Origin of the sequence: Sphingobium agri, from assembly GCF_023051225.1 — a bacterium.
In the GTDB taxonomy this organism is placed as follows: Bacteria; Pseudomonadota; Alphaproteobacteria; order Sphingomonadales; family Sphingomonadaceae; genus Sphingobium; species Sphingobium agri.
The window spans coordinates 111,186-135,219 of sequence record NZ_JALKHS010000005.1; the positions used below are offsets into that span (position 1 = coordinate 111,186).

The 24,034-nt window shown below is 63.1% G+C and carries 24 protein-coding genes, 1 pseudogene and 1 riboswitch; of the genes and pseudogenes, 10 read left to right on the top strand and 15 right to left on the bottom strand.

Annotated features, from left to right (window positions below; translation table 11 throughout):
* Position 1: 1 nt before the first annotated feature.
* From MU848_RS03175 to MU848_RS03190, 4 genes are all read right to left on the bottom strand, one after another.
* The gene (locus MU848_RS03175) at positions 2-3,088 is read right to left on the bottom strand and encodes a CHAT domain-containing protein (RefSeq protein ID WP_247230185.1); all 3,087 of its coding nucleotides are present in this window, start codon (positions 3,086-3,088) and stop codon (positions 2-4) included.
* 163 nt (positions 3,089-3,251) lie between these two features.
* The gene (locus tag MU848_RS03180; RefSeq protein ID WP_247230186.1) at positions 3,252-4,043 is read right to left on the bottom strand and encodes an SDR family NAD(P)-dependent oxidoreductase; all 792 of its coding nucleotides are present in this window, start codon (positions 4,041-4,043) and stop codon (positions 3,252-3,254) included.
* A gap of 15 nt (positions 4,044-4,058) precedes the next feature.
* On the bottom strand, positions 4,059-5,252 hold the full coding sequence (locus tag MU848_RS03185; protein ID WP_247230187.1) for a zinc-dependent alcohol dehydrogenase: 1,194 nt from the start codon (positions 5,250-5,252) through the stop codon (positions 4,059-4,061).
* Positions 5,252-5,842: an SRPBCC family protein gene (locus MU848_RS03190; protein WP_247230188.1), complete on the bottom strand. Its 591-nt coding sequence runs from the start codon at positions 5,840-5,842 to the stop codon at positions 5,252-5,254. The genes MU848_RS03185 and MU848_RS03190 overlap by 1 nt, the downstream gene beginning before the upstream one ends.
* 193 nt (positions 5,843-6,035) lie before the next feature.
* Here MU848_RS03190 and MU848_RS03195 point away from each other — a divergent pair, with 193 nt between their 5' ends.
* Genes MU848_RS03195 through MU848_RS18960 form a run of 4 tightly spaced genes read left to right on the top strand, consistent with a single transcriptional unit; the run spans position 6,036 to position 7,278 of the window.
* The gene (locus tag MU848_RS03195; protein WP_097093020.1) at positions 6,036-6,611 is read left to right on the top strand and encodes a hemerythrin domain-containing protein; all 576 of its coding nucleotides are present in this window, start codon (positions 6,036-6,038) and stop codon (positions 6,609-6,611) included.
* A 23-nt stretch (positions 6,612-6,634) separates the two neighbouring features.
* On the top strand, positions 6,635-6,895 hold the full coding sequence (locus tag MU848_RS03200; protein WP_247230189.1) for a hypothetical protein: 261 nt from the start codon (positions 6,635-6,637) through the stop codon (positions 6,893-6,895).
* Entirely contained in the window at positions 6,888-7,172 is a 285-nt protein-coding gene (locus MU848_RS03205; protein WP_247230190.1) for a hypothetical protein, read from the top strand. Before MU848_RS03200 ends, MU848_RS03205 begins: the two co-directional genes overlap by 8 nt.
* The gene (locus MU848_RS18960; RefSeq protein WP_281494287.1) at positions 7,147-7,278 is read left to right on the top strand and encodes a hypothetical protein; all 132 of its coding nucleotides are present in this window, start codon (positions 7,147-7,149) and stop codon (positions 7,276-7,278) included. The genes MU848_RS03205 and MU848_RS18960 overlap by 26 nt, the downstream gene beginning before the upstream one ends.
* 221 nt (positions 7,279-7,499) lie before the next feature.
* Here the strand turns inward: MU848_RS18960 and MU848_RS03210 are convergent, their stop codons facing one another.
* Positions 7,500-8,138, bottom strand: a complete 639-nt coding sequence (locus MU848_RS03210; RefSeq protein ID WP_247230191.1) for a Crp/Fnr family transcriptional regulator — start codon at positions 8,136-8,138, stop codon at positions 7,500-7,502.
* Positions 8,139-8,278: 140 nt separating this feature from the next.
* Positions 8,279-10,444 carry a catalase gene (locus MU848_RS03215; RefSeq protein ID WP_247230192.1) on the bottom strand — a complete coding sequence of 722 codons (2,166 nt, stop codon included), beginning with the start codon at positions 10,442-10,444 and terminating at the stop codon, positions 8,279-8,281.
* Between the two features lie 207 nt (positions 10,445-10,651).
* On the opposite strand from MU848_RS03215, the gene MU848_RS03220 reads away from it, so the two are divergent.
* Genes MU848_RS03220 through MU848_RS03230 form a run of 3 tightly spaced genes read left to right on the top strand, consistent with a single transcriptional unit; the run spans position 10,652 to position 11,573 of the window.
* The gene (locus tag MU848_RS03220) at positions 10,652-11,149 is read left to right on the top strand and encodes a DUF4142 domain-containing protein (protein ID WP_247230193.1); all 498 of its coding nucleotides are present in this window, start codon (positions 10,652-10,654) and stop codon (positions 11,147-11,149) included.
* A gap of 28 nt (positions 11,150-11,177) precedes the next feature.
* Entirely contained in the window at positions 11,178-11,378 is a 201-nt protein-coding gene (locus tag MU848_RS03225) for a DUF3606 domain-containing protein (RefSeq protein ID WP_247230194.1), read from the top strand.
* A 6-nt stretch (positions 11,379-11,384) separates the two neighbouring features.
* Positions 11,385-11,573, top strand: coding sequence for a hypothetical protein (locus tag MU848_RS03230; RefSeq protein ID WP_097093026.1), 189 nt, complete (start codon positions 11,385-11,387; stop codon positions 11,571-11,573).
* Between the two features lie 60 nt (positions 11,574-11,633).
* On the opposite strand, the gene MU848_RS03235 is transcribed toward MU848_RS03230, so the two are convergent.
* The 6 genes and pseudogenes from MU848_RS03235 to MU848_RS03255 form a co-directional block, all read right to left on the bottom strand.
* On the bottom strand, positions 11,634-12,005 hold the full coding sequence (locus tag MU848_RS03235) for a hypothetical protein (protein ID WP_247230195.1): 372 nt from the start codon (positions 12,003-12,005) through the stop codon (positions 11,634-11,636).
* Positions 12,006-12,075: 70 nt separating this feature from the next.
* Positions 12,076-14,040 carry a response regulator gene (locus MU848_RS03240; RefSeq protein ID WP_236575214.1) on the bottom strand — a complete coding sequence of 655 codons (1,965 nt, stop codon included), beginning with the start codon at positions 14,038-14,040 and terminating at the stop codon, positions 12,076-12,078.
* 121 nt (positions 14,041-14,161) lie between these two features.
* Positions 14,162-14,995 (bottom strand): ATPase domain-containing protein, encoded by an 834-nt coding sequence (locus MU848_RS19055; protein WP_315862412.1) that lies wholly within the window; start codon positions 14,993-14,995, stop codon positions 14,162-14,164.
* Positions 14,969-15,664 (bottom strand): annotated as a pseudogene (locus MU848_RS19060) (ATPase domain-containing protein); the annotation flags it as partial. The gene MU848_RS19055 and the pseudogene MU848_RS19060, both read right to left, overlap by 27 nt.
* 147 nt (positions 15,665-15,811) lie before the next feature.
* The gene (locus MU848_RS03250; protein WP_201516369.1) at positions 15,812-16,117 is read right to left on the bottom strand and encodes a hypothetical protein; all 306 of its coding nucleotides are present in this window, start codon (positions 16,115-16,117) and stop codon (positions 15,812-15,814) included.
* 16 nt (positions 16,118-16,133) lie between these two features.
* The gene (locus tag MU848_RS03255; RefSeq protein WP_247230196.1) at positions 16,134-16,640 is read right to left on the bottom strand and encodes a hypothetical protein; all 507 of its coding nucleotides are present in this window, start codon (positions 16,638-16,640) and stop codon (positions 16,134-16,136) included.
* A 198-nt stretch (positions 16,641-16,838) separates the two neighbouring features.
* On the opposite strand from MU848_RS03255, the gene MU848_RS03260 reads away from it, so the two are divergent.
* Positions 16,839-17,228: a nuclear transport factor 2 family protein gene (locus MU848_RS03260; protein ID WP_247230197.1), complete on the top strand. Its 390-nt coding sequence runs from the start codon at positions 16,839-16,841 to the stop codon at positions 17,226-17,228.
* A 42-nt stretch (positions 17,229-17,270) separates the two neighbouring features.
* Here MU848_RS03260 and htpG read toward each other — a convergent pair whose 3' ends face one another.
* On the bottom strand, positions 17,271-19,151 hold the full coding sequence (htpG, locus tag MU848_RS03265; RefSeq protein WP_247230198.1) for a molecular chaperone HtpG: 1,881 nt from the start codon (positions 19,149-19,151) through the stop codon (positions 17,271-17,273).
* Positions 19,152-19,195: 44 nt separating this feature from the next.
* On the opposite strand from htpG, the gene MU848_RS03270 reads away from it, so the two are divergent.
* Positions 19,196-19,810, top strand: coding sequence for a cupin (locus tag MU848_RS03270; protein WP_247230199.1), 615 nt, complete (start codon positions 19,196-19,198; stop codon positions 19,808-19,810).
* A 4-nt stretch (positions 19,811-19,814) separates the two neighbouring features.
* Here MU848_RS03270 and MU848_RS03275 read toward each other — a convergent pair whose 3' ends face one another.
* A complete protein-coding gene (locus MU848_RS03275; protein ID WP_247230200.1) occupies positions 19,815-21,413 on the bottom strand; it encodes a ShlB/FhaC/HecB family hemolysin secretion/activation protein in 1,599 nt (532 codons plus the stop codon).
* A gap of 66 nt (positions 21,414-21,479) precedes the next feature.
* Positions 21,480-22,616, bottom strand: a complete 1,137-nt coding sequence (locus tag MU848_RS03280) for a hypothetical protein (protein ID WP_247230201.1) — start codon at positions 22,614-22,616, stop codon at positions 21,480-21,482.
* A 149-nt stretch (positions 22,617-22,765) separates the two neighbouring features.
* Positions 22,766-22,843, bottom strand: a riboswitch (cyclic di-GMP riboswitch).
* Between the two features lie 231 nt (positions 22,844-23,074).
* On the opposite strand from MU848_RS03280, the gene MU848_RS03285 reads away from it, so the two are divergent.
* Positions 23,075-24,025: a hypothetical protein gene (locus tag MU848_RS03285; RefSeq protein ID WP_247230202.1), complete on the top strand. Its 951-nt coding sequence runs from the start codon at positions 23,075-23,077 to the stop codon at positions 24,023-24,025.
* Positions 24,026-24,034: the final 9 nt, after the last annotated feature.

Here is a 24,034-nt window from a genome sequence, read left to right on the forward strand (position 1 = left end):
ATCAGCGCCGGGCGATCAGGGGGCGCGCGCCATCACCGATGATGGCAAAGCCCGACCAGTAGAAGGGGTGGGAGGTTTCGGCATCGTCCATCAGGCGAAGCTGGGCGTGGCGCAGCGCTTCGCCCACCGGTTCGTCGGGGGCTGCGGCGAACAGCCCGGCCATCAGCCTTTCGGTCGCACGATATTCTTCGGGAGCAGGCCAGTGGCTGGCGATGACGGACCGGCTACCCGCACCGATAAAGGCGCGAACCAATCCATCCAGCGCGCCGCCACCGCCGGAAAGACCCGCTGCACGCGTCGTTTCCGCGCCCGCTGCACCCGCCGTGTCGCAGGCCGACAGGATGACCATGTCCGCATTCAAACGCAGGTCGAATATCTCGCCAAATTGCAGCAAGCCGTCCGACCCGGCCTTTGGCGCGAAGCTGGTGAGCAAGGCCGGACGCGCGGGACATCCCGCGCGTGGCGGCGTGACGAGGCCATGGGTGGCGAAATGCAGGATACGGAAATGGTCGAGGTCGCCGCGCGCCTTGACGGCCTCATCCGTGAAGGCCGCGCCGGTCATAAGTTCGCTGCCCGATGACCCTACCGACTGTACCGCCTGACGCAACTCGTCCGCGGGAATAGGGTGGTTCCATTGCGCGGGCGACCAGCTGCAATCGTCGCCCTGGCCCGGCAACGCGCCACGCTTCAGCGCGGCAAGCCTTGGCCCGGCAAGCGGCGCATTGTCGCCAAAGCCGATATAGCTTTGCCGTGCGCCCGATGGCGATGTCAGCCGGGCGTCGCGAAAGGCACGGGCCGATAAAGCCGTGCTTACCGCATGGTCACGCCCCAGCCAGTCGACGCCACGAAAGTCGAACTCGTCCCCGCCCTTTGCCAGCCGGGCCGCATAGGCGTCGACGCCTGGCTGGCTGGCGACGAGCAGATTGACCGGCAGTTGCAGCATCGCGCCATCGGGCTCGAAGATCAGATGGCGTACGCCCTTCAGCCGCTCATCAATGGGGCCGAACAGGTCGAGATAGAGGCTGCGGGCCACCGGCAGGTCGAGCGCATAAGTGGATTGCACACCGGCGACATCGATCGAGATCGTCTCGCGCAGAGCCGCTACCTTGCGCGCTACCTCGCTGGCGCTGACGGGCACGCGAAAGCCGGTTGCCCCCTGCCCGTCGATCCACATGGCGTAAAGCGCCTCGCCAAGCTGCGCGAGCTTGTAATAGCCTTCGCCCGCTTTCAACGTGCCGCGCATGTCGCCAAGGGTCAGCGCTTGCGGACTGACGGCGCGATATTGCGGAAAGGCGGCGAGTGCCGTCAGCGTTGCGGCCTGGTCCGTCGCCAGCGCGTCGATCTCTGCCTGTCGCCGCGCAACCTCATCCTGCGTCGCGCTGTCATCCCGTCCCGCTTCGCGCAATTGGGCGAGCGCGATGCGGCCACGCTCAATGTCGCGGGAGAGCGATACAGATTGGCGGAACAGGCGCGCAGCCTCTCCATCGCCCGCCGACAATTCTCGGCTGAGCAGTTCCAGCGTCTCGGCCGCGCCGGGACGCACCAGCAATTGCGACGCTTCGAACAGGTCGGACGCCAGTTCCGGACGGCGGGGCATTTCGGATGTGAGCAGCGTGAAATAGGGCTGCAACTGATTTGCCATCGCCGTCAACGTGCCACGGTTCGCCATGGTGGACGTCATGATCGCGCGATAGGTCTTCAGCGCCTCATCCGTCCGCCCGCGCCGCACGAGAAACGCGCCCAACCGGGCCCGCGCGCCGTTGAGGGCCATCGTCTCGGGATATTGGGCGGCGATCAGACCGACGGCCTGATTGAGCCGCGCCTCGGCCCCGCCATAATCCCGTTCCGCCTCATATGTCAGAGCGACCTCGCCCAGCAGCTGCGCGCGCAGGCGGGTGATCGACGTCACCCGGCCGCCGCGGACCCGCTGCACGTCTTCGAGCGCCTGGGCGAGGACGGTACGCGCTTGCCCGGGCTTGCCGGACAGGCGCAAGATCGTGCCACGCAGTTGCTGGGCTTGCGCATCGAGTATGGCGGCCCGTTCGCCCGGCGTCAGCCCTGTATCCTGACGTACGCCGAGCGCGCGTGTTTCAGGCGCGCCGCTGCTCAATTCCGCCGCGACGTCGCTCGGCAGGGTCACCGCGCCATCAGCGCCAGCGGCAAGCGCGGTGCCGCCGCCCGGCGACTGGTCGAGCAAAGCAAGCGCGCTCTGAAGGTCCTGCTGATTGAGATGATGCACCGCTTCGAAATTGCGGCGCAGGCGGAGCTGGACAGCATCGGCTGTCGGTATGCTGCGCGCCTGCGCGAACGCGGCATCGGCCTGATCGAACAGGCCAAGATTGGACAATTGCAACCCGTGATTCACGAGATATTCGTGCCGCCGGTTCGCCCGTTCGACAGGGCTCAATGCCTGCGCCTCCGGATCTCGGGCCAGCCGGTCGGTCAGGCTGTCGAAAAATTCGGCGGCCTCGGCATAGTTGCCCGAGGCGTTTCGGCGATACCCCTCTGCCAGCACCGTCTGCGGATCGAGGGTGGCGGCCTGCATCCGGGCGAAGGCCGCTGCATTGCTGCCGCCTGTGGTGACGATGTCGATCTTCCCCGGCACGGTGCGTCCCAGCACGACGGTGCGCAGGCCAAGGTCAAGGACGGTGTCGTAGGGCGCGAACCCCTGCGCCACGTACAGCGTCTTGCCGCGCTCGACCGAAAGGATGCGGTAGGTGCCCGATTGGCTGGAGCAATAGCGTACCGTCACCGCGCCGATGTCTGGCAGGGTCATGCCGCCGGGCGCGCTGCAATTTACAGACGAGCGGCGCGACGCCGCCAGCCTTTCAAGCAGCGCCTGTTCATCGCCGACCTCTTTCCGCCGCAGGGCGTAGATGCGGCCTACCGGACGCGCGGCGTCGCGGCATACCACGGCCCAGGCGCGATCGAACATGGTGCGGTTTGCCGGATCGCCATTGACGCTTTGCGCCTGACAGAGCGCCCCGCCGCCACTGCCGATGCGAAAGCTGTCCTGCAACAGCGGCCGGTCAAACTCTGGCTGAGCGGGCAGCACAGAAGATAGGCCCAGAGCACCGAGCCCGGCCAATAACCGACACAAATTCCCAATAGCGCGCAAGGCTTTCCCCCCAGCCTCGCCGGATCTATCCGTGCAAGCCCCCCATGGCGCGACCCAGCGCGCCCTTCATAGCGCCGCCCCAGCTTGCCGCAAGGTAAAAGAGGGATGGGGAATTACAGGCGCCGGGCGCCTGCTATTCTTTTCCCTTCTCGCTGTCCGGTTCCGCAAGATGGCGGTGGAACTGCGCCATCAGGCTTGGCGGCGCGACATGTGCGGCGGCCACCTGTATCTTGTTCTTCCAGCCAGAAACGATGTGTGCCTTGCCAGCGATCATGGCGTCCCATCCATCCCGGGCGACCTTGGCGGGATCGTCCTTCTTCATTTCGCCGACATTGGTGTCCTCCATCCCCGCGCGCTCGAAAAATTCCGTGTCGGTCGCGCCGGGCATGAGGTTGGTGATGGTTACGCCATCGCTGTCCTTTATTTCATTACGGATGGCTTCGACGAAATTGTCGATGAACGCCTTGGTCCCATTATAGATGGCGTGGAACGCGCCCGGGATGAAACCGGCGATCGACCCGGTAACCAGTATCTTGCCCTCATTGCGCGCGACCATCCGCCTCAGCACCTGTTGCAACAGATAGATGGTGCCGACGATATTGGTGTCGATCACCTTGCGCCAGTCGTCCAGATCCTGTTCCAGAAAGCTGTGGCCGACGCCCCTTCCGGCGTTGGCGCACACAATGTCGATCTGACGCCCGCCAGCAGCCGCGATCAGCCGGTCGACCCCTTCGATGGTCGAAAGGTCAGCCTCAACTGCCTGTACATCCGTGCCATGCCGGCTGAAGTCCCTGGCCGCCGCCTCGATCAAGGGTTCATCGGCTACGACGATGAGGTCATAGCCCTCCTGCGCCGCGACATGGGCGAGTTCAAAGCCGATGCCGGTCGACGCGCCGGTTACGATCGCCAATTTACGAGCGGACATGGGGCATACTCCACTTCATGCTGTCGCCACCTGATCCATGCCGGGCTTCAGCACGATCTTGGTCACTTCATTCTGCTTGTCATGGAACATGCGATATCCTTCCGCAGCCTGTTCGAGCGGCAGGCGGTGGCTGATGAGGAAGGTCGTATCGACCTTGCCTTCCATGATCGCGTTGAGCAGCGCGGGCATATAATGCTGCACATGGGTCTGGCCGGTCTTGAGCGTCAGCCCCTTTTGCATGAAGGCCCCGAGCGGGAATTTATCGACAAAGCCGCCATAGACCGCAGGCATGGAGACGCGCCCGCCCTTGCGGCAGGCGATGATCGCCTGGCGAATGGAATGCGCGCGGTCCGTGCCCATGAAGGTCGACACCTTGATCTGGTCGATGACATTGTCGGCGAAGAGGCCGTGCGCCTCCAACCCGACGGAATCGATGCAGGCATCGGGACCGATGCCGCCGGTCATCTCCATCAACGCTTCGTAGGTCTTGCTTTCCTCATAATTGATCGTTTCCGCCCCGAACTTGCGCGCGAGGTCCAGGCGGCGCGGGAAATGATCGATGGCGATCACGCGCTCGGCACCCATGAGAAAGGCGGACTGCACCGCGAACAGGCCGACCGGACCGCAACCCCAGACGGCGACCGTGTCGCCCGGTTCGATGTCGGCGTTTTCCGCAGCCATCCAGCCCGTGGGCAGGATGTCCGAGAGGAACAATACCTTGTCGTCGTCGACCCCGTCCGGGATCACGATCGGGCCGACGTCGGAAAAGGGCACGCGGACATATTCCGCCTGGCCGCCCGCATAGCCGCCGGTCATGTGGCTATAACCGAACAGCCCCGCCATCGGATGACCGTAGAGCGTCTGCGCTATCTCCTGGTTTTCGGCAGGCAGGCTGTTCTCGCAGGCGGAATATTGATGCTTTTCGCAATGGAAGCAGCCGCCGCAACTGATGGTGAAGGGCACGACGACGCGCTGTCCCTTTTGCAGGGTCGATTTGGGGCCGGTTTCCACCACCTCGCCCATGAACTCATGGCCCAGGATATCGCCCTTCTGCATCGTCGGGATATAGCCGTCGTATAGATGCAGGTCGGACCCGCAAATCGCGGTCGAGGTGATCTTGATGATTGCGTCGCGCGGATTGATGATCTCCGGATCATCGACATTTTCCACGCGGACGTCATGCTTGCCATGCCAGGTGAGCGCGCGCATCAGTTCTGCTCCTCCTCATATTGTGCCTCGGTTCGAGCCGCTGTGGCGATCTCGCCGGTTTCCATCAGCTGCTTCAGCCGCCGCAGGTCGCGCCGCGCCTGGATATGCGGTCCGCGCTGGAACATCTTGGCGATCACCTTGCCGATGATGCCTGCGGGCGGATCATAGAGGATGGTCGCGGTGACCCAGGTGCCGCGATTGCCGGGAGCATCGCGAAATTCTATCCGCCCGCTATTGGGGACATCGGCGTCCTCTTCGGACGTCCAGGCGATGAGTTCGCCGGGCCGGTCATCCGTGACCAACGACGTCCAGCCGACCGTGCCGCCGCCCGGCGCCTTTACCGTCCAGCGAGACCGCCGGTCATCCAGCTTTTCGATCGACACCACATTATCCATCACCTGCGGCAGGTTCGAAAAATCGCGCCAGAAATCGTAAATCTCTTGCCGCGGGCGGTTGATCGTCACCGTCTTGCCCGTGACGTCGCTCCCCGTCGCTTCAGGCAAGCCAGCCGTCGCGGCCGCGCGCTCTTCCTTGTGCTTGGCGGTCAGGGGCGGGGCGTCGTCCTGCTGGCCTGGCGTCATGTCTGCCATGCTGCGCTCCTTTCGATTTTCGGGTGTCTGCTGATCCCCCGCCAACCAGCAGGGCCATGCGCCGTTCCCTCCCGGCCCATGAAATATGCGCCTCGCTAACCTGCGTTAGACGCTTTCTCTTGTGGCGTTCCACGGTTGGAACGGGGCGTGTCGAGGGCCGTTGTCCGTCCATTCAGGCAGATGGAGGATCATCATGGGCGCGCATGCACCCCTTCACCGTTTCACCCATGGTTCGGGCCGGGAAGCGCTGCTCGGCGCGGGCATCGGGGCTGGCCTAGCGCTGCTTGGAGCAGCCGGGCGCAAGCTCGCCGTGCAGGCGCCGACGGCGCTCGCAGGCGATTGGGATAAGGCGCTGGCGCTTGAGCACAAGATGACGCTGGCGCTGTTCGACAAGCTGCGTGACACAGGTCCCGCAGCCAAGGGCAAACGGAGCATGTTGCTGACCCAGCTCAAGCATGCGCTCGGCAAACATGCGATGGAGGAGGAAAACGCCATCTACGCGGCGATGCGCCAGGCAGGCATGCGGGAAGAAGCCGACGCGCTCAACAGCGACCATGGCTATGTGAAGCAATATCTGTACGAGCTGACCGACCTGACGCGTGACCACACCGCCTTTCAGGCCAAGCTCGCCCAGTTCCGCCGTGACATCGAAGAGCATATGCGGCGCGAGGAGCAGGAACTGTTCCCGCGCCTGAAGCAGGCGTTGAGCGAACAGGAAAGCGGCACGCTGACGCGCCGCATGAACCAGGAAGGGCTTAAGCTCGCCTGAGCTTGGTCCGGGAGAGAAAACAGATGAACGACCCCACACGCAGCAAGCGCGATGTGCCGACGCAGCAGACGCGCAATCCCAATATGTCGACGGAAAACCAGCCGCCGGGCGCGGCGCGGCGGCCAAGCGCAACGCTGGACCGGGAACCGGAGCGCGACCCGCTGAGCGGGGGCAGCATCCCATCCAACTATAATCCCGAAACCATGACGCGGCACGGCGAGGAACAGGACAGCCGCGCCGGACAGGAGGGCACAGGCGAAAAGTCGCGCCGATCCGATGGATAAGGGTCAGAAGGACAGGGACAAGCGTTCGCCGGGCCTCCCACCCATCTACCAGGGGGATGAGGACGCCAATATCAAGGCGGCACAGCCCCTCCCCCTCTCCACCGGGCGCGAGGACAATCGCGGCCACAGGGCGCGTGAAGGTTCAGGCGTGGTCGAGGGAAGCGGCGCCGCGGCAGGTGGTGGCGGTAATCCGGAAGATTATGACAGCGACCCCGTTTCTGGCGGAGCCGCTCAGCAAGGACAGGATGATGATGACCGAAAATCAAAACCGCAGTGAAGGCCGCGACGACGCGGACCTGCATGACGATCCCCCCGCGCCCGGCCAAGGCAGCGCGGCAGGCGGCGATCTGGCGAGGGATGTCGGATCACGCGACGAGGAATAATCAGCACGGGGCGGCGATCCCGAACCCACGCGTGTGACGAAGCAGGACAAGGTGCAGCCACAAACCAGCACCCGATCCGACAACGAAGGCGCGCAGCGCTGATCTGGCTTCGCGCGGCGCCTAGAGCATCGTGCGCAAAATTGGGAACCGGTTTTGTGCTTAAAACGATGCGACAATAAAAACGAGAGCGCGCGACCTCCTTCCGATTGAGGCAGCGCGCTCTACACCAGCATCTCGTTGGGGGTAAGCGCCGCAGCGTCACGCAATGACGCAAGATCAGGAATACGCAGCCATTTGGATTGCAGTTCCACCAAGCCACGCGCCCGCATCGTCTGTAGCGTCCGGTTGACGTGAACCGGCGTCAGGCCCGTAAGGTCGGCGATCTCCATCTGCGTAAGCGGCATTGCGCATTGCTGACCATAAGCAAGGCCGGACGCGCGCATGCGTTCGAACAGTTCCAGCAGCAGATGCGCCAAGCGCTCCAGCGCCGTCTTGCGGCCGAGGGTGACAAGCCAGTTGGTTTGCCGCTCGATGACCTCAGCTAGGTTTTTCCAACAAGCCTGCTGCGTTTCGGCTGAAAAGGAGCCGTGAGGCGTCGAGGAAAGCCGCGCCGCGCGTACATTGGTGAGGGCGACAATCGGTTGGGAGGGGCGTTTGCCAAGCGCCCAATGCGGCTCGCAGATATCACCGGGCAAATAGAGCCCGGTGATTTGACGGCGGCCATCAGGCAGCAAGCGGTAACGGCAAGCCCACCCTTCATCGATACGGAAAATCGATTCAGGTTGCTCATCCTCCCGGGCGAGAAACTGATGCGGGCGGAAATGGCAATGGGATTCGTTAACCGCAACTTGGCCTAACATGGGCGATTCCCCTGTCGAAGCCCCCGCCGAAACCATAGCCTAAATAGGTCAGCCACCCTTTACCCATGTTGGAGTCGTTAAGCTCTTGCGACGAAATGGTGTGGAGCAACGATCAGCCGTCCACACCATTAAGGTCGGCTTCACGGTGACGGTGGCGTGTCAGCCGCCTGCGCTGCCAGAAAACCGGCGGCGTCGAGATCGACCTTGAATTCGCGATCCCATAGCCGGACCTGCCCGCAGAGCGCCAGGAAAGGCTCGACGTCATCGGCTCCCTCAAGCCGCACAAAGCCTTCATCCATGTCACTCTCGAGCAGCCCGGCACGCTGGATGAGGGGCAGCGCATCATCGACATAGGCAATGAACTTGCAATGCGCATGGGCATCGCTGACGAAGTCCTTCGCCGCCTTGTCCATGCTAAGCTGGGCAGCGCCCTCCGCTGACAGGATGAGCGCTACAGCGTCGTAGAGGACGGACGGCCCGCCATCGATCTTCTGCTTGGCTTCGGCGATGGTGCCGTCGTCCAACAAGGCACCGGCTGTTTTCGGCGCGATGATTTCGTACACCGCGCCAAGGCGCTTTATCTCTTTGGTCAGCTCCTTCACCAGCGCGGCGGGGGCGCCGTCGCTGATCAATATGCCAAGCTTTCGTCCGGCGAAGCTTTCCGGACCATTCTTGACGATGCTGAGCGCGTCGGACGGGGGAAGATCCGTACGCGGCGTGGCGGCGGCAGGAGCGGGATCGGGCAATTTGGGAAGGCCAAGCCCGTTCGCTACGACGGTCGCGAGCGTCTCGTCGATATTGCGCAGATGCGCGACCATCCTCTGCCTGATGTCGATACGTTCGCATTTCGACAACTCGAACACCAGCGCGTCGCCGATGTGCTTTTGTTCGATGGGCGTCTGGCTGATGAAGAACTGGCGCGCCTGGCTGTAATGATCGTTGAAGCTGGGAGAGCGGATTTGTAGCTTCGGCCCCGCCTCCCCTGCGGCGAAGTGGCGGTAGCCGCGATCGGGGGACTCGCGCGGGCCGCCCCAGCTGTTGGGCTCGTAATTCACCCGACCCTTGGGATTGTTCATCGCCATATGGCCGTCCTGCTGGAAGTTATGAACGGGGCAGCCGCGCGGCTGATTGATCGGGATATGGGTGAAGTTGGGCGAACCCAGCCGCTTCAATTGCGTATCGAGATAGGAGAAATTGCGTCCCTGAAGCAGCGGATCGTTGGAAAAGCCGATCCCCGGCACGACATTTTGCGTGCAGAAGGCGACCTGTTCCGTTTCCGCGAAGAAATTGTCGACTTGGCCATCGAGGACGAAGCTGCCGATGCGGCGGACAGGGATCTGTTCCTCGGGGATGATCTTCGTCGCGTCGAGCACGTCGAACTCGAACGCTTCGGCGAAATCATCGTCGAAAATCTGGACACCCAGGTCCCATTCAGGCGGATTGCCGAGGTCGATCGCGTCCCACAGGTCGCGGCGATGGAAATCCGGGTCGGCGCCGTTGATCTTCAACGCTTCGTTCCACAGGACCGATTGCAGGCCCTGCTTGGGTTTGAAGTGGAACTTGACGAAGGTCCCCTTCCCTTCCGCATTGATCAGACGGAAGCTGTGGACGCCGAACCCTTCCATGAAGCGGAAGGAGCGTGGAATGGCCCGGTCCGACATCGTCCACATGATCATGTGCATCGATTCAGGCGTCAGGGTGATGAAGTCCCAGAAATTGTCATGCGCCGTCTGCGCCTGCGGGAATCCCCGATCGGGTGTCTGCTTGGCGGCATGGACCAGGTCAGGAAATTTGATCGCGTCCTGGATGAAGAAGACGGGGATGTTTTTGGCGACAATGTCCCAGTTGCCTTCCTTGGTATAGAATTTGGCGGCGAAACCGCGCACGTCGCGGGCAAGGTCGAAGGAGCCCTTGTTGCCGACCACGGTCGAAAAGCGAACGAACATCGGCGTTTTCGCGCCGACTTCGGTCAGCACCTTGGCAGAGGTGAACTCCTCCAGGCTTTCGTTGAGCGTGAAAGTGCCGTGGACGCCGAAGCCGCGTGCGTGGACGACGCGCTCCGGAATGCGCTCATGATCGAAATGGAATATCTTTTCGCGGAAGTGAAAATCCTCAAGAAGCGTTGGGCCGCGCTCCCCTACCCTGAGGCTGTTCTGGTCGTCAGCCACGGGAACGCCCTGCTGCGTCGTCAGGACATCACCCGACGATCCCGCAATCTGATGCAGTTCACCACCTGCCCCTGTCTTCGTCTCGAATTCGCGCGCGGCGCTCTTGGCGCCCTTGTCCTCACCGATCTTCCGGGCCATGCGGCACTCTCCTGATGCAGATGGTTGCAGCTTGGGGAAGGTCCTCCCCGCTCCCTGCCCCAGACCCACCAGGAGCCACGTTGTTCCTGCTGCCTTCTCAACGACCGCGACGAATTCCGCGCCGCATAATGCAGGTTAGCAACTTTCCCCTGCGCTTCTGGAACATGATCCCCCGGCGCTCGCTCTAACCCGCGAGAGGAGTAGCCCATGACATCAAGAACAACGCTGATGATCGCTGCACTATTCGCAGCCTTGCCAGCCGCCGCCGTTGCGCAGACGCCTTCGGCCTATGTGGCCGCAGCAGGAGCGAGTGACCTGTTCGAGCAGACATCGAGCAAGCTGGTCCTTCGCACCACACGGGATGCCAAGGTGCGGTCATTCGCCACGATGATGGTGCGAGACCATGCCAAGAGCACGGGCATGGTGAAGGCGGCAGCAGCCAGGTCGGGCGTCAAGGCAGGTCCGCCGCAACTGACCACCGATCAACGCGCCAAGGTCGCGTCCCTCACCAAGGCGACGGGCACGGCGCGCGACCAGCTATATTGGCAGCAGCAGAAAGCCGCCCATGGCGCCGCGCTGCAACTGCATCAAAGCTATGCCGCCAGCGGATCGGCCGCGCCTCTCAAAGCCGCCGCCAAGCAGATCGTCCCCGTCGTCCAGCATCATATCGAAATGCTCGACGGCAAGGCGATGCACGCACATTGATCCTTTCGGGAAATCGATCGCCATGCCCATGATAGACGTCCAAGCCACAGCCGAAAACAGGAGCCCGCCGGTTCCTCGCGACCTGAAGCATGTGTCGCTGAAGGAAGACCTTGAGGTGCAATATTGGTCGCAACGTTTCCGGACCTCCCGCCAACAGCTGGAGGAAGCGGTGGAACAGGTCGGCCACAGCGTCAACGCGGTCGCCGACTATATTGACCGTAATCGGTAGCCGACCATGAACCGCGTCGACCCGCCGCCTCCACCCAAAGCAGGACGGGCGGCGGCGCTGATCATATTGGTCATCGCCGTGATCATCGCGATCCTCTTCATCGGCCGTAACGTGTGGCATGGGGAGGAATTGCAGGATAACCAGGAGGCCGGCAACAATGTCGCGGGCAATTATCAGGGTCAGTCAAACTATTGAGGAAATGCTCTGGAGCTTGTCCCGAGCCGGCAGGTAACATCTCCCGCTTTGCAAAATCCTCTAGAAGCGAGCCGGCGCAGTCTTGATCGGCACCGGCTCGGGCAATCGCCTCCAGCCCAAGTCTGCGATGACGTCGTTGCTTTGCACGGCTTCCCTGCCCCGGCTGCGGTCGAGGGACCAGGTGATGTGGAAGGTGCCGCCGTCAGGCCGCCCGCTGTTCCCGCCTACGACGACGATCAGGGCCTGAAGTCCTTCGCCGTCGCTGATGCTGCCGACGATCTCCGCCTGCTGCGGCTCGGGCAGCGGAGCGTCCTGGGGCACGCCGGACGCCAACGTGATGTGATCTGCGATGACGTCCGGCCAGAGGGGTGGAAAGCGATCGAGCAGTGAAGAGCGCTCCGCCTCATCAAGTTTCCAGCCGATCGCCGGCATGTCCTGCTCCTCACTTGTAGGGTATCAACGTCCCAGCGGCGCGTTGGTCGCATGGGGCGAGACCGGTCGATCAGCTTTCCAGCATTTCGCGGATGCGGGCGGAGAGCATTTCAATCTGGAACGGCTTTGTAATCATCTGCATGTTATCCGACAGGAAGCCGCCGCGCACCGCTGCCCCTTCTGCATAGCCGGTCACGAACAGGATAGGCAGGTCGGTCAGATGCTCCCGCGCGATTTCGGCGAGTTGCCGCCCGTTCATCCCCGGGAGGCCGACATCCGAAATCATGAGGTCGAAGCGGCGGCCTGATTCCAGGATACGCACGGCCTGCTGCCCGTCTGCGGCTTCGGTCGCCTCGTATCCAAGCTCCTCCAGCACATCGCGTACAAGAAGTCGCACGGATTCATCATCTTCGACCAGCAGCACGGACTGACCATCGCCATGGTGGATGGCCGCGCTTTCGGCGGGCGCTTCATGGGGCTGCATATCGGCGACGGGCAGGAATATCTTGACCATCGTCCCCTCCCCCACCTGTGAATCGATGCGAACAAGTCCGTTGGACTGCTTGGCGAAACCATAGACCATCGACAGGCCAAGGCCGGTCCCTTGCCCGATCGGCTTGGTGGTGAAGAATGGGTCGAACACCTTGTCGAGCGTATCGCCATCGATGCCGACGCCCGTATCCGAAACCCCGACCATGATGTAGCGGCCCGGTGCGACACCCGGATTTCGGGCGCAGCATTCTTCGTCCAGTTCCACCTCTTCACAGGACAGCGTCAGCCGGCCGCCATCCGGCATCGCGTCGCGGGCGTTGATGGCGAGATTGATGATCGCGCTTTCAAGCTGGTTTGCGTCCACCAGCGCCGGAGGTAGCGTTGGCGAGGATGAGAGGATCTCCACCTCGATGGATTCGCTCATGGTACGGCGGAGTAAATCCTCCAGCGAATGGATCAGCTTGCACACATCGGTCGGCCGGCTGTCGAGCGACTGCCGCCGTGAAAAGGCAAGCAGCCGCGCGGTCAACCCAGCCGCGCGCTGGGCCGACGTGCTCGCGGCATCCATGAACCGTTCGAGATCGTCCAGCCGACCGCTGGCGATCCGGCGCTTCAATATGTCGATCGCTCCAATGATCCCGGTCAGCATATTGTTGAAATCATGCGCGATGCCGCCCGTCAGTTGGCCGACCGCCTCCATCTTCTGCGCCTGCCGCAGGGCTTCCTCTGCACGGGCGCGCTCTTCCGCTTCGGCTTCGAGCCGGGCGAGCGCATCGCGCAATTCACGCGTGCGAACATCGACTTCCTGCTCCAGCCGCTGAGCGGCCTCTGCGAGCGCCTGCTGGCCCCGTTTCTGTTCGTCGATGTCGACGATTACGGAAATGGAGCCGGTGACACGCGAGCCGCTGGGGTCCCGGAGCGGGACGCCGCTTACCCGCGTCCATACCGATGGCCTGTCTGGCGGGTGGTGGAGGAATTCGATGCCCCGCACCAGCTCGCCCCTGAGCGCGCGCATGGTGACGAAGCGATCACGCGTGATCCGGCTGCCATCTTCTTCATAACCTTCCCACAATTCCTCGGCATTGGGCAGCCGGGCGGGAATTTCGCCGCTGGGCAGGAAGCGACGAAATGCAGGATTGGACAGCAGCGTGCTGCCATCGGCATTGACGAAGGCGACGCCCACCGGAAGGTTTTCCAGCAGCGTGTTCAGACGGCTGCGTTCTGCGTCGATCGCCGCGAACTGATCGCGGATCAGCAATTGCTTTTGACGTGCCCTGATGCCGGATGCGACGGCGCTGATGAGCGACTCTCCGCTGACCGGCCGCTCCAGCAGGATGACGCTCAGTGCATTGTCCGGCAGCCGCCGCCTGACCGCTTCGCTGGACGCAAACCGTCCCGCCTGCCGCCCTGCGAGAAGCACGAAGGGCACGTCGGACCAGGCAGGCTGCGCCTCCAACGCCAGCCGTAGCGGTTCGAGATTGGCCAACAATGCTTCTTCGGTGACCAGCACCACCCCGGTTTGCTCGTCGATGGCGTGCGCCACGTCAATTAACGTAGGGCATATTTGAACGGGATGCCCCTCGCCCTGAAGCAGGCGCGTGACGCTTTCTGCGTCGCTGCCATAAGGTGCGCTGACAAGGACCCGAAGGGACGGGGATGCGGCCTTATGCACGGCCGGGGCGGTCCTCCATCAGTGGTGTGGCAGCACCCAGATATTGCGGTGTGCCGGTGAGCACGCCCCGGAAGTCGGACAGGGGTGCGCCTACCCGAACACCGTGAGAGTCGATGCGGAATTCGCGGATCGAATCCTCATGCGCGCCACTGCGATGCTTGATCACAGACAGCGCCTTGCGGATGCGGCCCTCCGCTTCGAAGAAACGCAGGAGGATGACGATGTCAGCGATGTAGGACACGTTAAGTTCGTCGGCGCTCATCGATCCGAAGAAGCCCTGCTGCGGATTGACCAGCAAAGTCACGACGCCGCGATGGCTGAGGTAGGACAGCAGCTCATGCAATTGCAGGATGAGCTGCTGTTCCTGCGGCATGGCGGCGAGATAGCCATTGAGGCTGTCGATGAGGATGATGCGCGCATTCCGATCCTCAACCTCCCGCCGGACCATTGAGGCAAACTGGCCGGGTGCCACCTCGGCTGGATCGATCTGGCGAATGACGAGCCTGCCGTCATCCATCAATGCCTGAAGATCGGTGCCGAACAATCTGGCGCGGCTGATCAGCGTCCCGATCCGCTCGTCAAATTCGTAGATGACCGCATTTTCACCCCGCTCGCAGGCGGCAACCACATATTGCAAGGCCAGTGTCGTCTTACCTGCGCCAGCCGGTCCGGTGATGAGCGTGCTCGTGCCGCGCTGGGGACCACCGCCCAGAATGGCGTCCAGTTCGGGGATCTTGCTCGGCACCGGATCACCCACGAACGGCGCATGATGATCTGACGCGATAAGGCGCGGAAAGATGTCGATGCCGCCTTTGCGAATGATCATGTCGTGGTATCCCGCGACGAAATCGACGCCCCGCATCTTCTGGATTTGCATCCGCCGCCGGGCCGCTCCGAAATCCAGTGTCAGCCGCTCTAGCGTGATGACGCCGTGGCACAGGCTGTGCAGGTGATTATCGCGGACGCCTGCGCCGCCGGTCAAGTCGTCCACCAGCAGGACAGTCGTGTCGATCTGAGCAAAGAACTGCTTCAGGAACAGCAGCTGGCGGCGATAGCGAAGCGGGTCCTGTGCGAGCAGCCGCAATTCGGAAAGACTGTCGAACACGATGCGCTTTGGCTTGATCCGCTGCACCTCTTCCCGGATCAGGTCGATCGTGCCGCCCAGCTCCATCTCCCAGCTGTGAAGGATGGATTGATCGCGCCCGATGCCAAGCACCGAATCGGCTGAAGCAAGTTCGAACAGATCGACATTGTCGAGGCTCTACCCGTGAGAGGCGGCCACCACGGATAATTCTTCGCTCGTTTCAGAAAGGGTCACATATAGAACCCGTTCGCCAGCCTTCACCCCTTCCAGCAGGAATTGGAGGGCAAGGGTGGTTTTACCCGATCCGGGCGCACCTTCGACAAGATACAGCCGCTGGGCAGGGAGGCCGCCGCCCAGCACCAGGTCCAGCCCAGCATTGCCGGTGGAAACGCGATCAAAAATTCCGGTCATTCAGCCATGCCTCCGCAGCACGGCCGTCACCATATCAATCGACGTGAGAAAATCCATTGCCTCCCGCCAAAGCGAGGAACGTGCCGCACCGCCAGTCATGCCGGCATTAACGCCTTTTCATGCAGGCGGTTGCATCTTTGTCATGGCTTAGCGGCCAGGCGGATCGTGGGGCGCAGGCGCAGTGACGGGGCGCAAGCTTTCGCGGTCCTCGGGCGGGACGGGCGCGGTGGGATCAGGGCGATAATGCTCCTCCGCCCTGACGGTGCCATCGGGGTGGCTGTCACCCAGCAGATCGGCGGGAACATGACCGGTCGAGGGCTCGGTAGACGCCTGACTGGGGCGGGACCGCGTCGTGGTTGATCCGGGCGTCGGTTGCGCATCGGAGCGGGATCGGTCGAACAGCTTCTTGGCGATGAAGCCTGCACCGGCGAGAAAGGCGAGCTTGCGGATCATGGTAGCGAAATCCTCGTCAGTGGTGGGTCACTTCGGGCGCACGGACGAAGGGCATGTCCTCAGGCTCGATCGTGGTGGGATGATGATCAGCATCATGCATCTGGCGGCCGAGATGCCGCACCTGCTGCGTGCGGCTCGCATCCCGGCGGGCGGGGAAGGCCTTGCCCGTTTCCTTGTCGAGAGCCCGCGCCACAAGTGCGTCGATGATGGTGGCTCCCGCGACGAAGGCGACGGCTCCCCAGACGCCGCGATGGCGCGGCGCCCTGCGAGCCGCGAGGCCGAGCGCGGCGAGGTCCATAGCATCGCCTGCCACCCGGTTCCACACCAGCGTCGAATGCGCTGGCGCGGCGAGCAACCCTGCCCCGGCGAGCATCTCCCGCGCGCCGAAGACGCGCAGGGTGGTGCGCCCGGCGCGATGATCATTGCCCAGGGCGCGGGCAATCCGGCGGGTCGCGGCTATTTCGGCCACGCCCAGAGCAATCGAGAAAATTCCTAGGCCAAGGCTGATCCGCCGGGCATCCATGGTCGGCCTCCTATGCTGTATCTGCTGGGGCTAACGGCTTGGCGGGGAGCGTGTTCCCATCGTCGGAGCCCGCTTACCGGAGCAGCGCCAAAGCGACGGGAAAGAACGGCGGCCGGTTTTGCTTCTGCCCCTGTCCTTGCGGCACAGCGGGCGCTCCGTCATAGCGGGCCACAGCGGCCAGTCAGATCGGAGTGATGCGTGACCCAATCCTGCGACCTTGCGATCCGAATGCAGCGGGCGGCGTTCAACCGCGCTCTGGCAGACATGGACCTGAGCGCGATTGGGCCGCTGCTGTCGTCCGGAGCGATACTTGTGACTGGCAGCGACAGCGGGGTCATCACGGGCCGCAGGGCGCAGATGATGGCGTGGAAACGGGAATTCGCTTCACCCGGCCGCATTGTCTATGTCCGGATGCCGACCAGCATAACCGTCTCGCCGGTTGAGCCGATCGCGATGGAACAAGGTGAATGGAAGGGCGTGGCCGCAGACACGCAGGAGCCTGCTGCGTCAGGCATCTACAGCGCGAAATGGCGCAAACTTCGCGGCGAGTGGCTGATACAGGCCGAAATCTTCGTGACGCTCGCCTGATGCTGGGTGGCCCGGCAATAACGCCGGGCCAGCCGATCGTTTCTAGCCCAAAGCCTTCGCCATTACCCGCCCGAGCCGTTCGGCAAAGGCGCGCGGATCGGCGGGCAGTTCGCCATCGGCAATCCGCGCCTCGTCCAGCAGCAGCCACGCGGCATCCTCGCGCAGGCTGCTGCCGTTCTGGAGGCCGCTCAGCCCGACGATGAGGTTGTGGCGCGGATTGAGTTCCAGCACAGGCGCCGAAGCGCCGCCGCCCCGACCGGCAGCGGCCAGCAGCTTTTCCAGCTGCCGGTCCATGCCATGTTCGGCCGCCACGAGGCAGACGGGGCTTTCAGTCAGCCGTTCGGACACCCGGACATCCGATACCTGGTCCTTCAAAAGCTGTTTCGCGAAATCGATGAAGCTGCTGACTTCCTCCGACGCAACGGGCGCCTCCGTTTCACCCTCGGGCATAGGGATGAGGCTGAGGTCGGCAAGGCCCTGCGTTACCGATTTAAAGGGTTTACCGTCATAGTCGACGCCAGCGGTGACCCAGAAGCTGTCCACCTGATCCGTCAGCAGCAGCACCTCGATACCGCGCGCGCGGAAACCTTCCAGCTGCGGAGAGGAAGCGAGCCGGTCGAGATCGGAGCCGGTGGCGTAGTAGATCGCCGTCTGGTTCTCCTTCATGCTCGCAGAATAGTCCTTGAGCGAACGCCAGCCTTCGCCGGATGCCGTGGATTTGAAGCGGGCTAGGCCGAGCAACTGCTCGCGCCGGGTGTAATCCTCGTACAGCCCCTCCTTCAGCACCGCACCGAAATTGTCCCAGAATTTGATATAGCCCTCGCCATCATTGGCGGAGAGCTTCTCCAGTTCGGTGAGCACGCGATTGCTGACGCCCTTCTGGATCGCGGCGAGAACGGGGCTCTGCTGGATCATCTCGCGCGAAACGTTGAGCGGCAGGTCGCTCGAGTCCACCAGACCACGCACGAAGCGCAGGTAGCGCGGCAATATCTCCGCCTCGTCCGTGATGAAGACGCGGCGGACATACAGCTTCATGCGGCCGGCGCGGTCCGGATCGAAAAGATCGAACGGCTTCATTTCGGGAATGAAGGCCAGCACGGAATATTCGTGCAACCCTTCGGCCCGATAGTGCAGCGTCAGCGCGGGCTGGTCGAACTGACCAGCGACGCTGCGATAGAAGTCGGTATATTCTTCGGCGCTGATCTCGCTCTTGGGCTTGGTCCAGAGCGCAGCACCATCCGCGATCTGTTCGGCCTCCGCATCGGGCTTTTCCTTGAGGAAGATCGGCACCGGCACATGGCCGGACTGATCCTTGATGATCTGCTGGACGCGATAGCGTTCAGTATAGGACGCCGCATCCTCCTTCAGATGCAGCAGGACGCGCGTGCCATGTTCCGGGGCTTCGCCTGTATCGGCGGATTGGACAGTGTAGGTGCCAAGGCCATCTGACGACCAGCGCGCCGCCTGATCGGAACCTGCCCGGCGCGAGAGGACATCGACCCGATCGGCCACCATGAAGGCGGAATAGAAACCGACGCCAAACTGGCCGATCAGCTGTGTGCCTTCCGCATCCTTGGCGCTGGCGACACGCTCCATGAACGCCTTCGTGCCCGAACGCGCGATCGTGCCGAGCGCCTCGACCAGTTCGGCCTCGCTCATGCCGATGCCATTATCCTCGATCATGAGCTGGCGCGCTTCGGGATCGAGCGTCACCGTCACTTGCGGGCTCCCGCCAGCAGCGAGCGCAGGATCGCTGAGGCTCTCATAGCGCAGCTTCTCGCAGGCGTCGGCGGCGTTCGAGATGAGTTCGCGCAGGAACACATCCTTGTCCGAATAGACCGAGTGCACCATCAGGTGCAGCAATTTGGCTACGTCAGCCTCGAAGGAACGGGTTTCAGGAGCAACGTCGGTCGGGTTCGTCATGGCGTTTCTTTCATGCCCTCCAATGAATTTTGGCCGCCGGACAGATGGCGCGGCGCGGCTCGCGTTTCAAGCGTGAGAAGAATGACGGCGGAACCATGGATCGCGATTGCCGGTTCGGCGCTTTCACCCCCATCACCAAGGAGGCGCGCGTGCAGGTCGAAACCTATTTGCTGGCGGAACATGATTGGGTGCCGAACAATGGCCGCCTGCCGGTCATCCTCTACCGCCGCGCGATTGCCCCGGCCTCGTGCGATGAGACGGCGCGTCTATTTGAAGAGGCCTTTGCGCGGCATGGATGGCCCGCGCAGTGGCGCGACGGCATCTATGACTATCATCATTATCATTCGACTGCGCATGAGGTGCTGGGCATCGCGGCGGGCACGGCGCTGCTGATGATCGGCGGCCCCGGCGGGCGCGAGATCGACGTGAGCGCGGGGGACGCCCTGCTGCTGCCCACCGGCACGGGACATTGCGCGCTGAAGAGCAGCGAGGATTTCCTGGTCGTCGGCGGTTATCCCGAGGGGCAGCACTGGGACATATGCCGCGCCGCGCCTGATGAGGAGGCGCGGGAACGCATGACCACCCTCCCCTTCCCCGCCTCCGATCCGCTTGATGGACCCGGCGGGACGCTGAACGATCATTGGAAGGCGGCGCTGTAGCGCCTTAACGTCGCAGCTTCACATACCAGCCGATGTTGAAGCGCCAGCCGCGATCTCCGCCCGCAAAGGCTTGGTCGATCACCCGCGCGCCTTCCAGGCTGAGCGACGCGTGCGGATTGTAGACGATCCTTACCCCGCCGCCTGCCGAGGCAAGGTCATAGTCAGCGGCGGGCAAGGCCGCGCGTTCGAGCACGCGAATCTTTGCGCCATCGATGAAACCATAGACTTCGCTGTCCTTGAGCTTGGCGGCGATGTCGGGACGCCACGCCAGCTCCAGCGATCCCGCCGCACCGCGATCGCCGCTGAGCACCGCCGTATCGAACGCCCGGCCGAATTCGGGACCGCCGATCGCGAAGCGCTCGTTTCCTGAAAGCCGGTCCGCGCTATATTGTCCGGCGAGGCGCAGCCGTCCGACGAAACGCTTGCCCAGCATCCGGTCATAGCCCACCCGGCCCGTCACCTTGGTAAAGACAGGATCGGTAAAGCCCGGCGTACCGCGCGCGTCCAGGATATCGAGGCCGCGGCCAAGGTTAAGCGACGCGCTGAAAACGCTTTTTTCGTTGATAGCCGAGTAGCCGACCGCCGCGCGTGCTGCCCGAATGTGATCTGATGACAGCACCGAACCCAGTAGCGCAGCATCGCTGTTCAACCCGTCCAAGCCAGCGCTGACGGTAAGATTATGCTTGTAGCCTCGAATTATCGGGTAGCTGAGCGAGGCTCCGAGCGTCCAGGCTTTGCCAGTGATCGGAAAATCCTTCAGCCTTGTGTCCAGATGGGAAGCCGCAAGGCCGAAGGTCAGGCCGTCCGACCCGAGCGGCGTTTGATGGCTGAGCCCGGCATAGCGATATCGCTTGAGGTCGGTCGCCGCGAGCAAGGTGATATCGGTACGATCGCCATCCCGCAGCAGGCTGAAAAGCTGGCCCGTCGCGCGGAGTTGGCCGGTGCCCAGGCCTGCCTGGGTCCGATTGTCGATGCCGAAGCTGAAATTGCTGTATTTGCGTTCCGGCGTGACGGACAGTTGAACGGCGCCTGCTTCCCTCCCCCTGTTGAGGCCCACATCGACCTTCGCGCCCGGAATGTCGCGCATCAGGGACAGATAGCGTTCCAACGAACGGCGGCTGAGCGGCTTTTCCTTGCGCAGCCGCTCGGCATAGGCGCGGACGAGCGGACTGGCGCCCTTGGGATAAGTGATATCCTCGACAAAGCCTTCGGCGAGCAACAGCTTCACCCGGCCGCTGGACAAATCCTGCTGGGGAATGGCGACGGTGTAGAGCGCGACGCCGCTCTTGGCATAGGCTTTCGACACCGCCTCCGCGAGCGCCTTGAGATTTTCCCCCGACGCTGGCTTGCCGAGATAGGCCTTTGCTGCCTGGGCAACGCGTTCGGGAGCCTCGACACCGACAAAGTCGATGGCCTGGATGATCGTGCTATTGTCGCCCGCCTGCACGGCTATGCGGCCGGACGTGGGCGGCGGCACTCGCTGGCCCTGCCCCTCCCCGGGCCGAGGTTGCGTCGCCTGTTCGATCAGCGGGGGAGCAAGCAAGGTCGGGGAAGTCTGGGCAGCCAGCAGCCAGGGCGCCGCCGCCGAGATAAGCGCAGCCATCATAGAGGAATGTCCTGGGAAAAAGTGTCCGGAGGCACGATCAGCAGCGCGCCTCCGGAAAGATGGTCAGGGCCGTGTGAGGTTCAGCCCGCCCGTCAGGCTGTTGAGCGTCCCGGACACGGTGCCCGTCACCGGCGCGAGAAGCCCGCCTGGGGACGCCGTCGCGCCTGCTCCGGCGGTGGCTCCACCTGTCGTGGCGCCTGCGGCTACGCCGATGGGCGCAAGAGCCTGCCCGGCGGTTTGTTGCACGGTCGAGGTGAGGCCCGATGTGGTGGAGGTCACGCCATTGACGACCGATGTGACGGGCGCGAGCAGTCCGCCAGTGCTTCCGCTGCCAGTCGTCGGCAAGCCGCCGGGCAATATGTTAGCCTCGACGACCGCAGGGCTTCCGTTACCCAGCAATTGATTGCCGCCCAGCGCCACATCAAGCAAATTGGACGCAATGCCGCCGGTGGGCGCGGTGATATTGGTGACGCGGACGTCGGCTATGCCATTCACGTCGGCAAGCACGGTGTTGCCCGCGTTCAGCACGCCAACGGTCGCCACTGTGCCAACCGGCTGCGTATTTCCGAGCACACCGACGCCGATCGCGCCTGTCGTGCCGTTCAGCCCTTCTATGACGGTCCGGCCGCCGACATCAATGCTGACCAGATCACCCACGACGCCTTGAGCGCCCTGGAGCAACAGCGTCCGGCCCTCGCCTGCATCGACGAGCACGGTGCCGGTATCGGTGAGAACGCGGGTGATGGTGCCGGTCACAGGTTGCAACAAGGGTAGCGCGGTCGCCACCGGGGTCGTGACACTGCCCTGCCCGTCCGAAACGCCGAGCACGGCATTGCCTGCGGTCACCAGTACGGGTGACAGCTGGCCGAGAGCAGCGCTTGTCGCGCCGCCGCTGCCTGTTCCGCCAGAGCCCGAGCCACTCCCGCCCCCGGTTCCCGATCCGCTTGTTCCACCGCCGGTGCCAGTGCCGCCACCTGTTCCGGAACCGCCGTCAGTTCCAGTGCCCGATCCTCCGCCTGTACCGCCGCCACTCCCGCCGCTGCCCGAGCCTGAACCCGGGTTACTTGCTCCAACAGTGGCGATGCGCGTGCCGCCGCTGCTTTCACAGGCGCTCAGCACCAGCATGAGGCCGGAACATGCGGCCAGGGTTGCAAATGCGCTTTTGCGCGCCGTTCGATCGCTGGGTAGTCCGTGTGCCACAAACCTTCTCCTGTCTGATCCAGCATTGCTTGCTGACGCAGACGAGGCCACGCGAACGGGTCGACTAGGCATGAGGCGTGCAGATGCGCTGCCCTGTTATATTTATGAGTGACGACGGACTTGCACTGATTAACCTGAACCTCGGCTCCTTCGGCGGCCCCGCTACCTTGCAAGCAAGGCCGGAAACTTTGCGTCCCGATGTCACCATCGGTTTGCCTTTGTCGGGATCGATCCTTCAGCCGTAACGCCCAAGTGGCAGCTTGGTTCTGTGACACGATGAAAAAAATCTTATTTTTATGGTTACTTTTCATGGCGATGGAATTTCAGACGCGCTTTCGCTTTTTGATCTGCTCCCGTCAGCCCTGCATCATACGTCTGCTGCATCCGGAACGCACCAAAAAGCACCTGCAACCAACATATCTGTTTGGTTGTACGACTTATCTTGCTAAGCCCGAGAAATGCTGGGTTTTTCGTCATCTGCAGAGCAGGCGCTATTATTGCTCGGAAGGCTGGACGGGCGGCTTGCCAACAGTCCTGCGACCGACATCTGGCTCGCGCGAGCGCGGGTGAAGGGCGCTGCGGCACTTGCCAGCGTTGCGTCGGTACCGATCGCCGTCCGGGATCTGGAGGACTGGATTTGCGGCCGCACACCTCCCCCACGGCATAGCGAGGGGTTGAACGACCCGCTGTCGATCGCGGCGCTTGTCCATTTCGCCCTTTCGGCCAGCGAAAGCCAACGAGACCCCATCGCGCGCGCGACACTCAATATATCGCGCCAGCTTCTGGACGACCGCAAGGAAGCTGAAATATGGGCGCCGGACGATCTGGTGCGCTTCGGTCCTGCCTGGCGGGCCGTCCAAGCCATGGTGGAGGCGCCCTACCCTGCTTCAAGTGTCCAGGCCGTGGCGGAGCGGCTCATCGCTGCGCGGGAGGGCTTGGCGGCGCCCACCAGCGGCGGTCAGTTGCTGACGACCGCGGATGGGCGGCAGTTGCAGATCGACCCGCGCCAGCCAGACGTGGGATGGGTAATCGCGGCGCATGTTCCAGCTGCCCTTGAGGCATCTGGGCTGACGTTGCGGCGGTTGCCCTCGTTCGTCGACCTTCCCCGTTTTCCCGGCATTGATGCGCCGACGCTGACTGGCCAGCTGTTTGGCATGATTCAAAGGCAGGCGGCGCAAGGGTTGGCAGAATTGAACCGGCTTGAGGCGAGGCTGAAGAAACTGCCCGACGAGCTTCCCGTAACCAAACGAAGCAAGGCACCCCTGCTGATGCGGCTGGAACTGGCTTATCCCGGGTTGAGCAAGATGGCGGTTGCCCGCCTGCTCGGCATCTCGCACCAGGGAGCGACCAAGTTGGTCGCGCAGATTGCCTCTTCTCTTCTCTCCAACAACCAGAAAATCTCGGGTTAATTACAGGGT

Excerpts from the sequence above, each read along its gene's own strand:
- MU848_RS03275 (WP_247230200.1), bottom strand. The coding sequence starts at position 21,413 with ATGGCTGCGCTTATCTCGGCGGCGGCGCCCTGGCTGCTGGCTGCCCAG.
- MU848_RS03255 (WP_247230196.1), bottom strand. The coding sequence starts at position 16,640 with ATGGATGCCCGGCGGATCAGCCTTGGCCTAGGAATTTTCTCGATTGCT.
- MU848_RS03195 (WP_097093020.1), top strand. The coding sequence starts at position 6,036 with ATGGGCGCGCATGCACCCCTTCACCGTTTCACCCATGGTTCGGGCCGG.
- MU848_RS03225 (WP_247230194.1), top strand. The coding sequence starts at position 11,178 with ATGATAGACGTCCAAGCCACAGCCGAAAACAGGAGCCCGCCGGTTCCT.
- MU848_RS03210 (WP_247230191.1), bottom strand. The coding sequence starts at position 8,138 with ATGTTAGGCCAAGTTGCGGTTAACGAATCCCATTGCCATTTCCGCCCG.
- MU848_RS03180 (WP_247230186.1), bottom strand. The coding sequence starts at position 4,043 with ATGTCCGCTCGTAAATTGGCGATCGTAACCGGCGCGTCGACCGGCATC.
- MU848_RS03270 (WP_247230199.1), top strand. The coding sequence starts at position 19,196 with ATGGCGCGGCGCGGCTCGCGTTTCAAGCGTGAGAAGAATGACGGCGGA.
- MU848_RS18960 (WP_281494287.1), top strand. The coding sequence starts at position 7,147 with ATGACCGAAAATCAAAACCGCAGTGAAGGCCGCGACGACGCGGACCTG.
- MU848_RS03190 (WP_247230188.1), bottom strand. The coding sequence starts at position 5,842 with ATGGCAGACATGACGCCAGGCCAGCAGGACGACGCCCCGCCCCTGACC.
- MU848_RS03215 (WP_247230192.1), bottom strand. The coding sequence starts at position 10,444 with ATGGCCCGGAAGATCGGTGAGGACAAGGGCGCCAAGAGCGCCGCGCGC.
- MU848_RS03220 (WP_247230193.1), top strand. The coding sequence starts at position 10,652 with ATGACATCAAGAACAACGCTGATGATCGCTGCACTATTCGCAGCCTTG.
- MU848_RS03250 (WP_201516369.1), bottom strand. The coding sequence starts at position 16,117 with ATGATCCGCAAGCTCGCCTTTCTCGCCGGTGCAGGCTTCATCGCCAAG.
- MU848_RS03285 (WP_247230202.1), top strand. The coding sequence starts at position 23,075 with ATGCTGGGTTTTTCGTCATCTGCAGAGCAGGCGCTATTATTGCTCGGA.
- MU848_RS03230 (WP_097093026.1), top strand. The coding sequence starts at position 11,385 with ATGAACCGCGTCGACCCGCCGCCTCCACCCAAAGCAGGACGGGCGGCG.
- htpG (WP_247230198.1), bottom strand. The coding sequence starts at position 19,151 with ATGACGAACCCGACCGACGTTGCTCCTGAAACCCGTTCCTTCGAGGCT.
- MU848_RS03205 (WP_247230190.1), top strand. The coding sequence starts at position 6,888 with ATGGATAAGGGTCAGAAGGACAGGGACAAGCGTTCGCCGGGCCTCCCA.
- MU848_RS03235 (WP_247230195.1), bottom strand. The coding sequence starts at position 12,005 with ATGCCGGCGATCGGCTGGAAACTTGATGAGGCGGAGCGCTCTTCACTG.
- MU848_RS03200 (WP_247230189.1), top strand. The coding sequence starts at position 6,635 with ATGAACGACCCCACACGCAGCAAGCGCGATGTGCCGACGCAGCAGACG.
- MU848_RS19055 (WP_315862412.1), bottom strand. The coding sequence starts at position 14,995 with ATGATCATTCGCAAAGGCGGCATCGACATCTTTCCGCGCCTTATCGCG.
- MU848_RS03185 (WP_247230187.1), bottom strand. The coding sequence starts at position 5,252 with ATGCGCGCGCTCACCTGGCATGGCAAGCATGACGTCCGCGTGGAAAAT.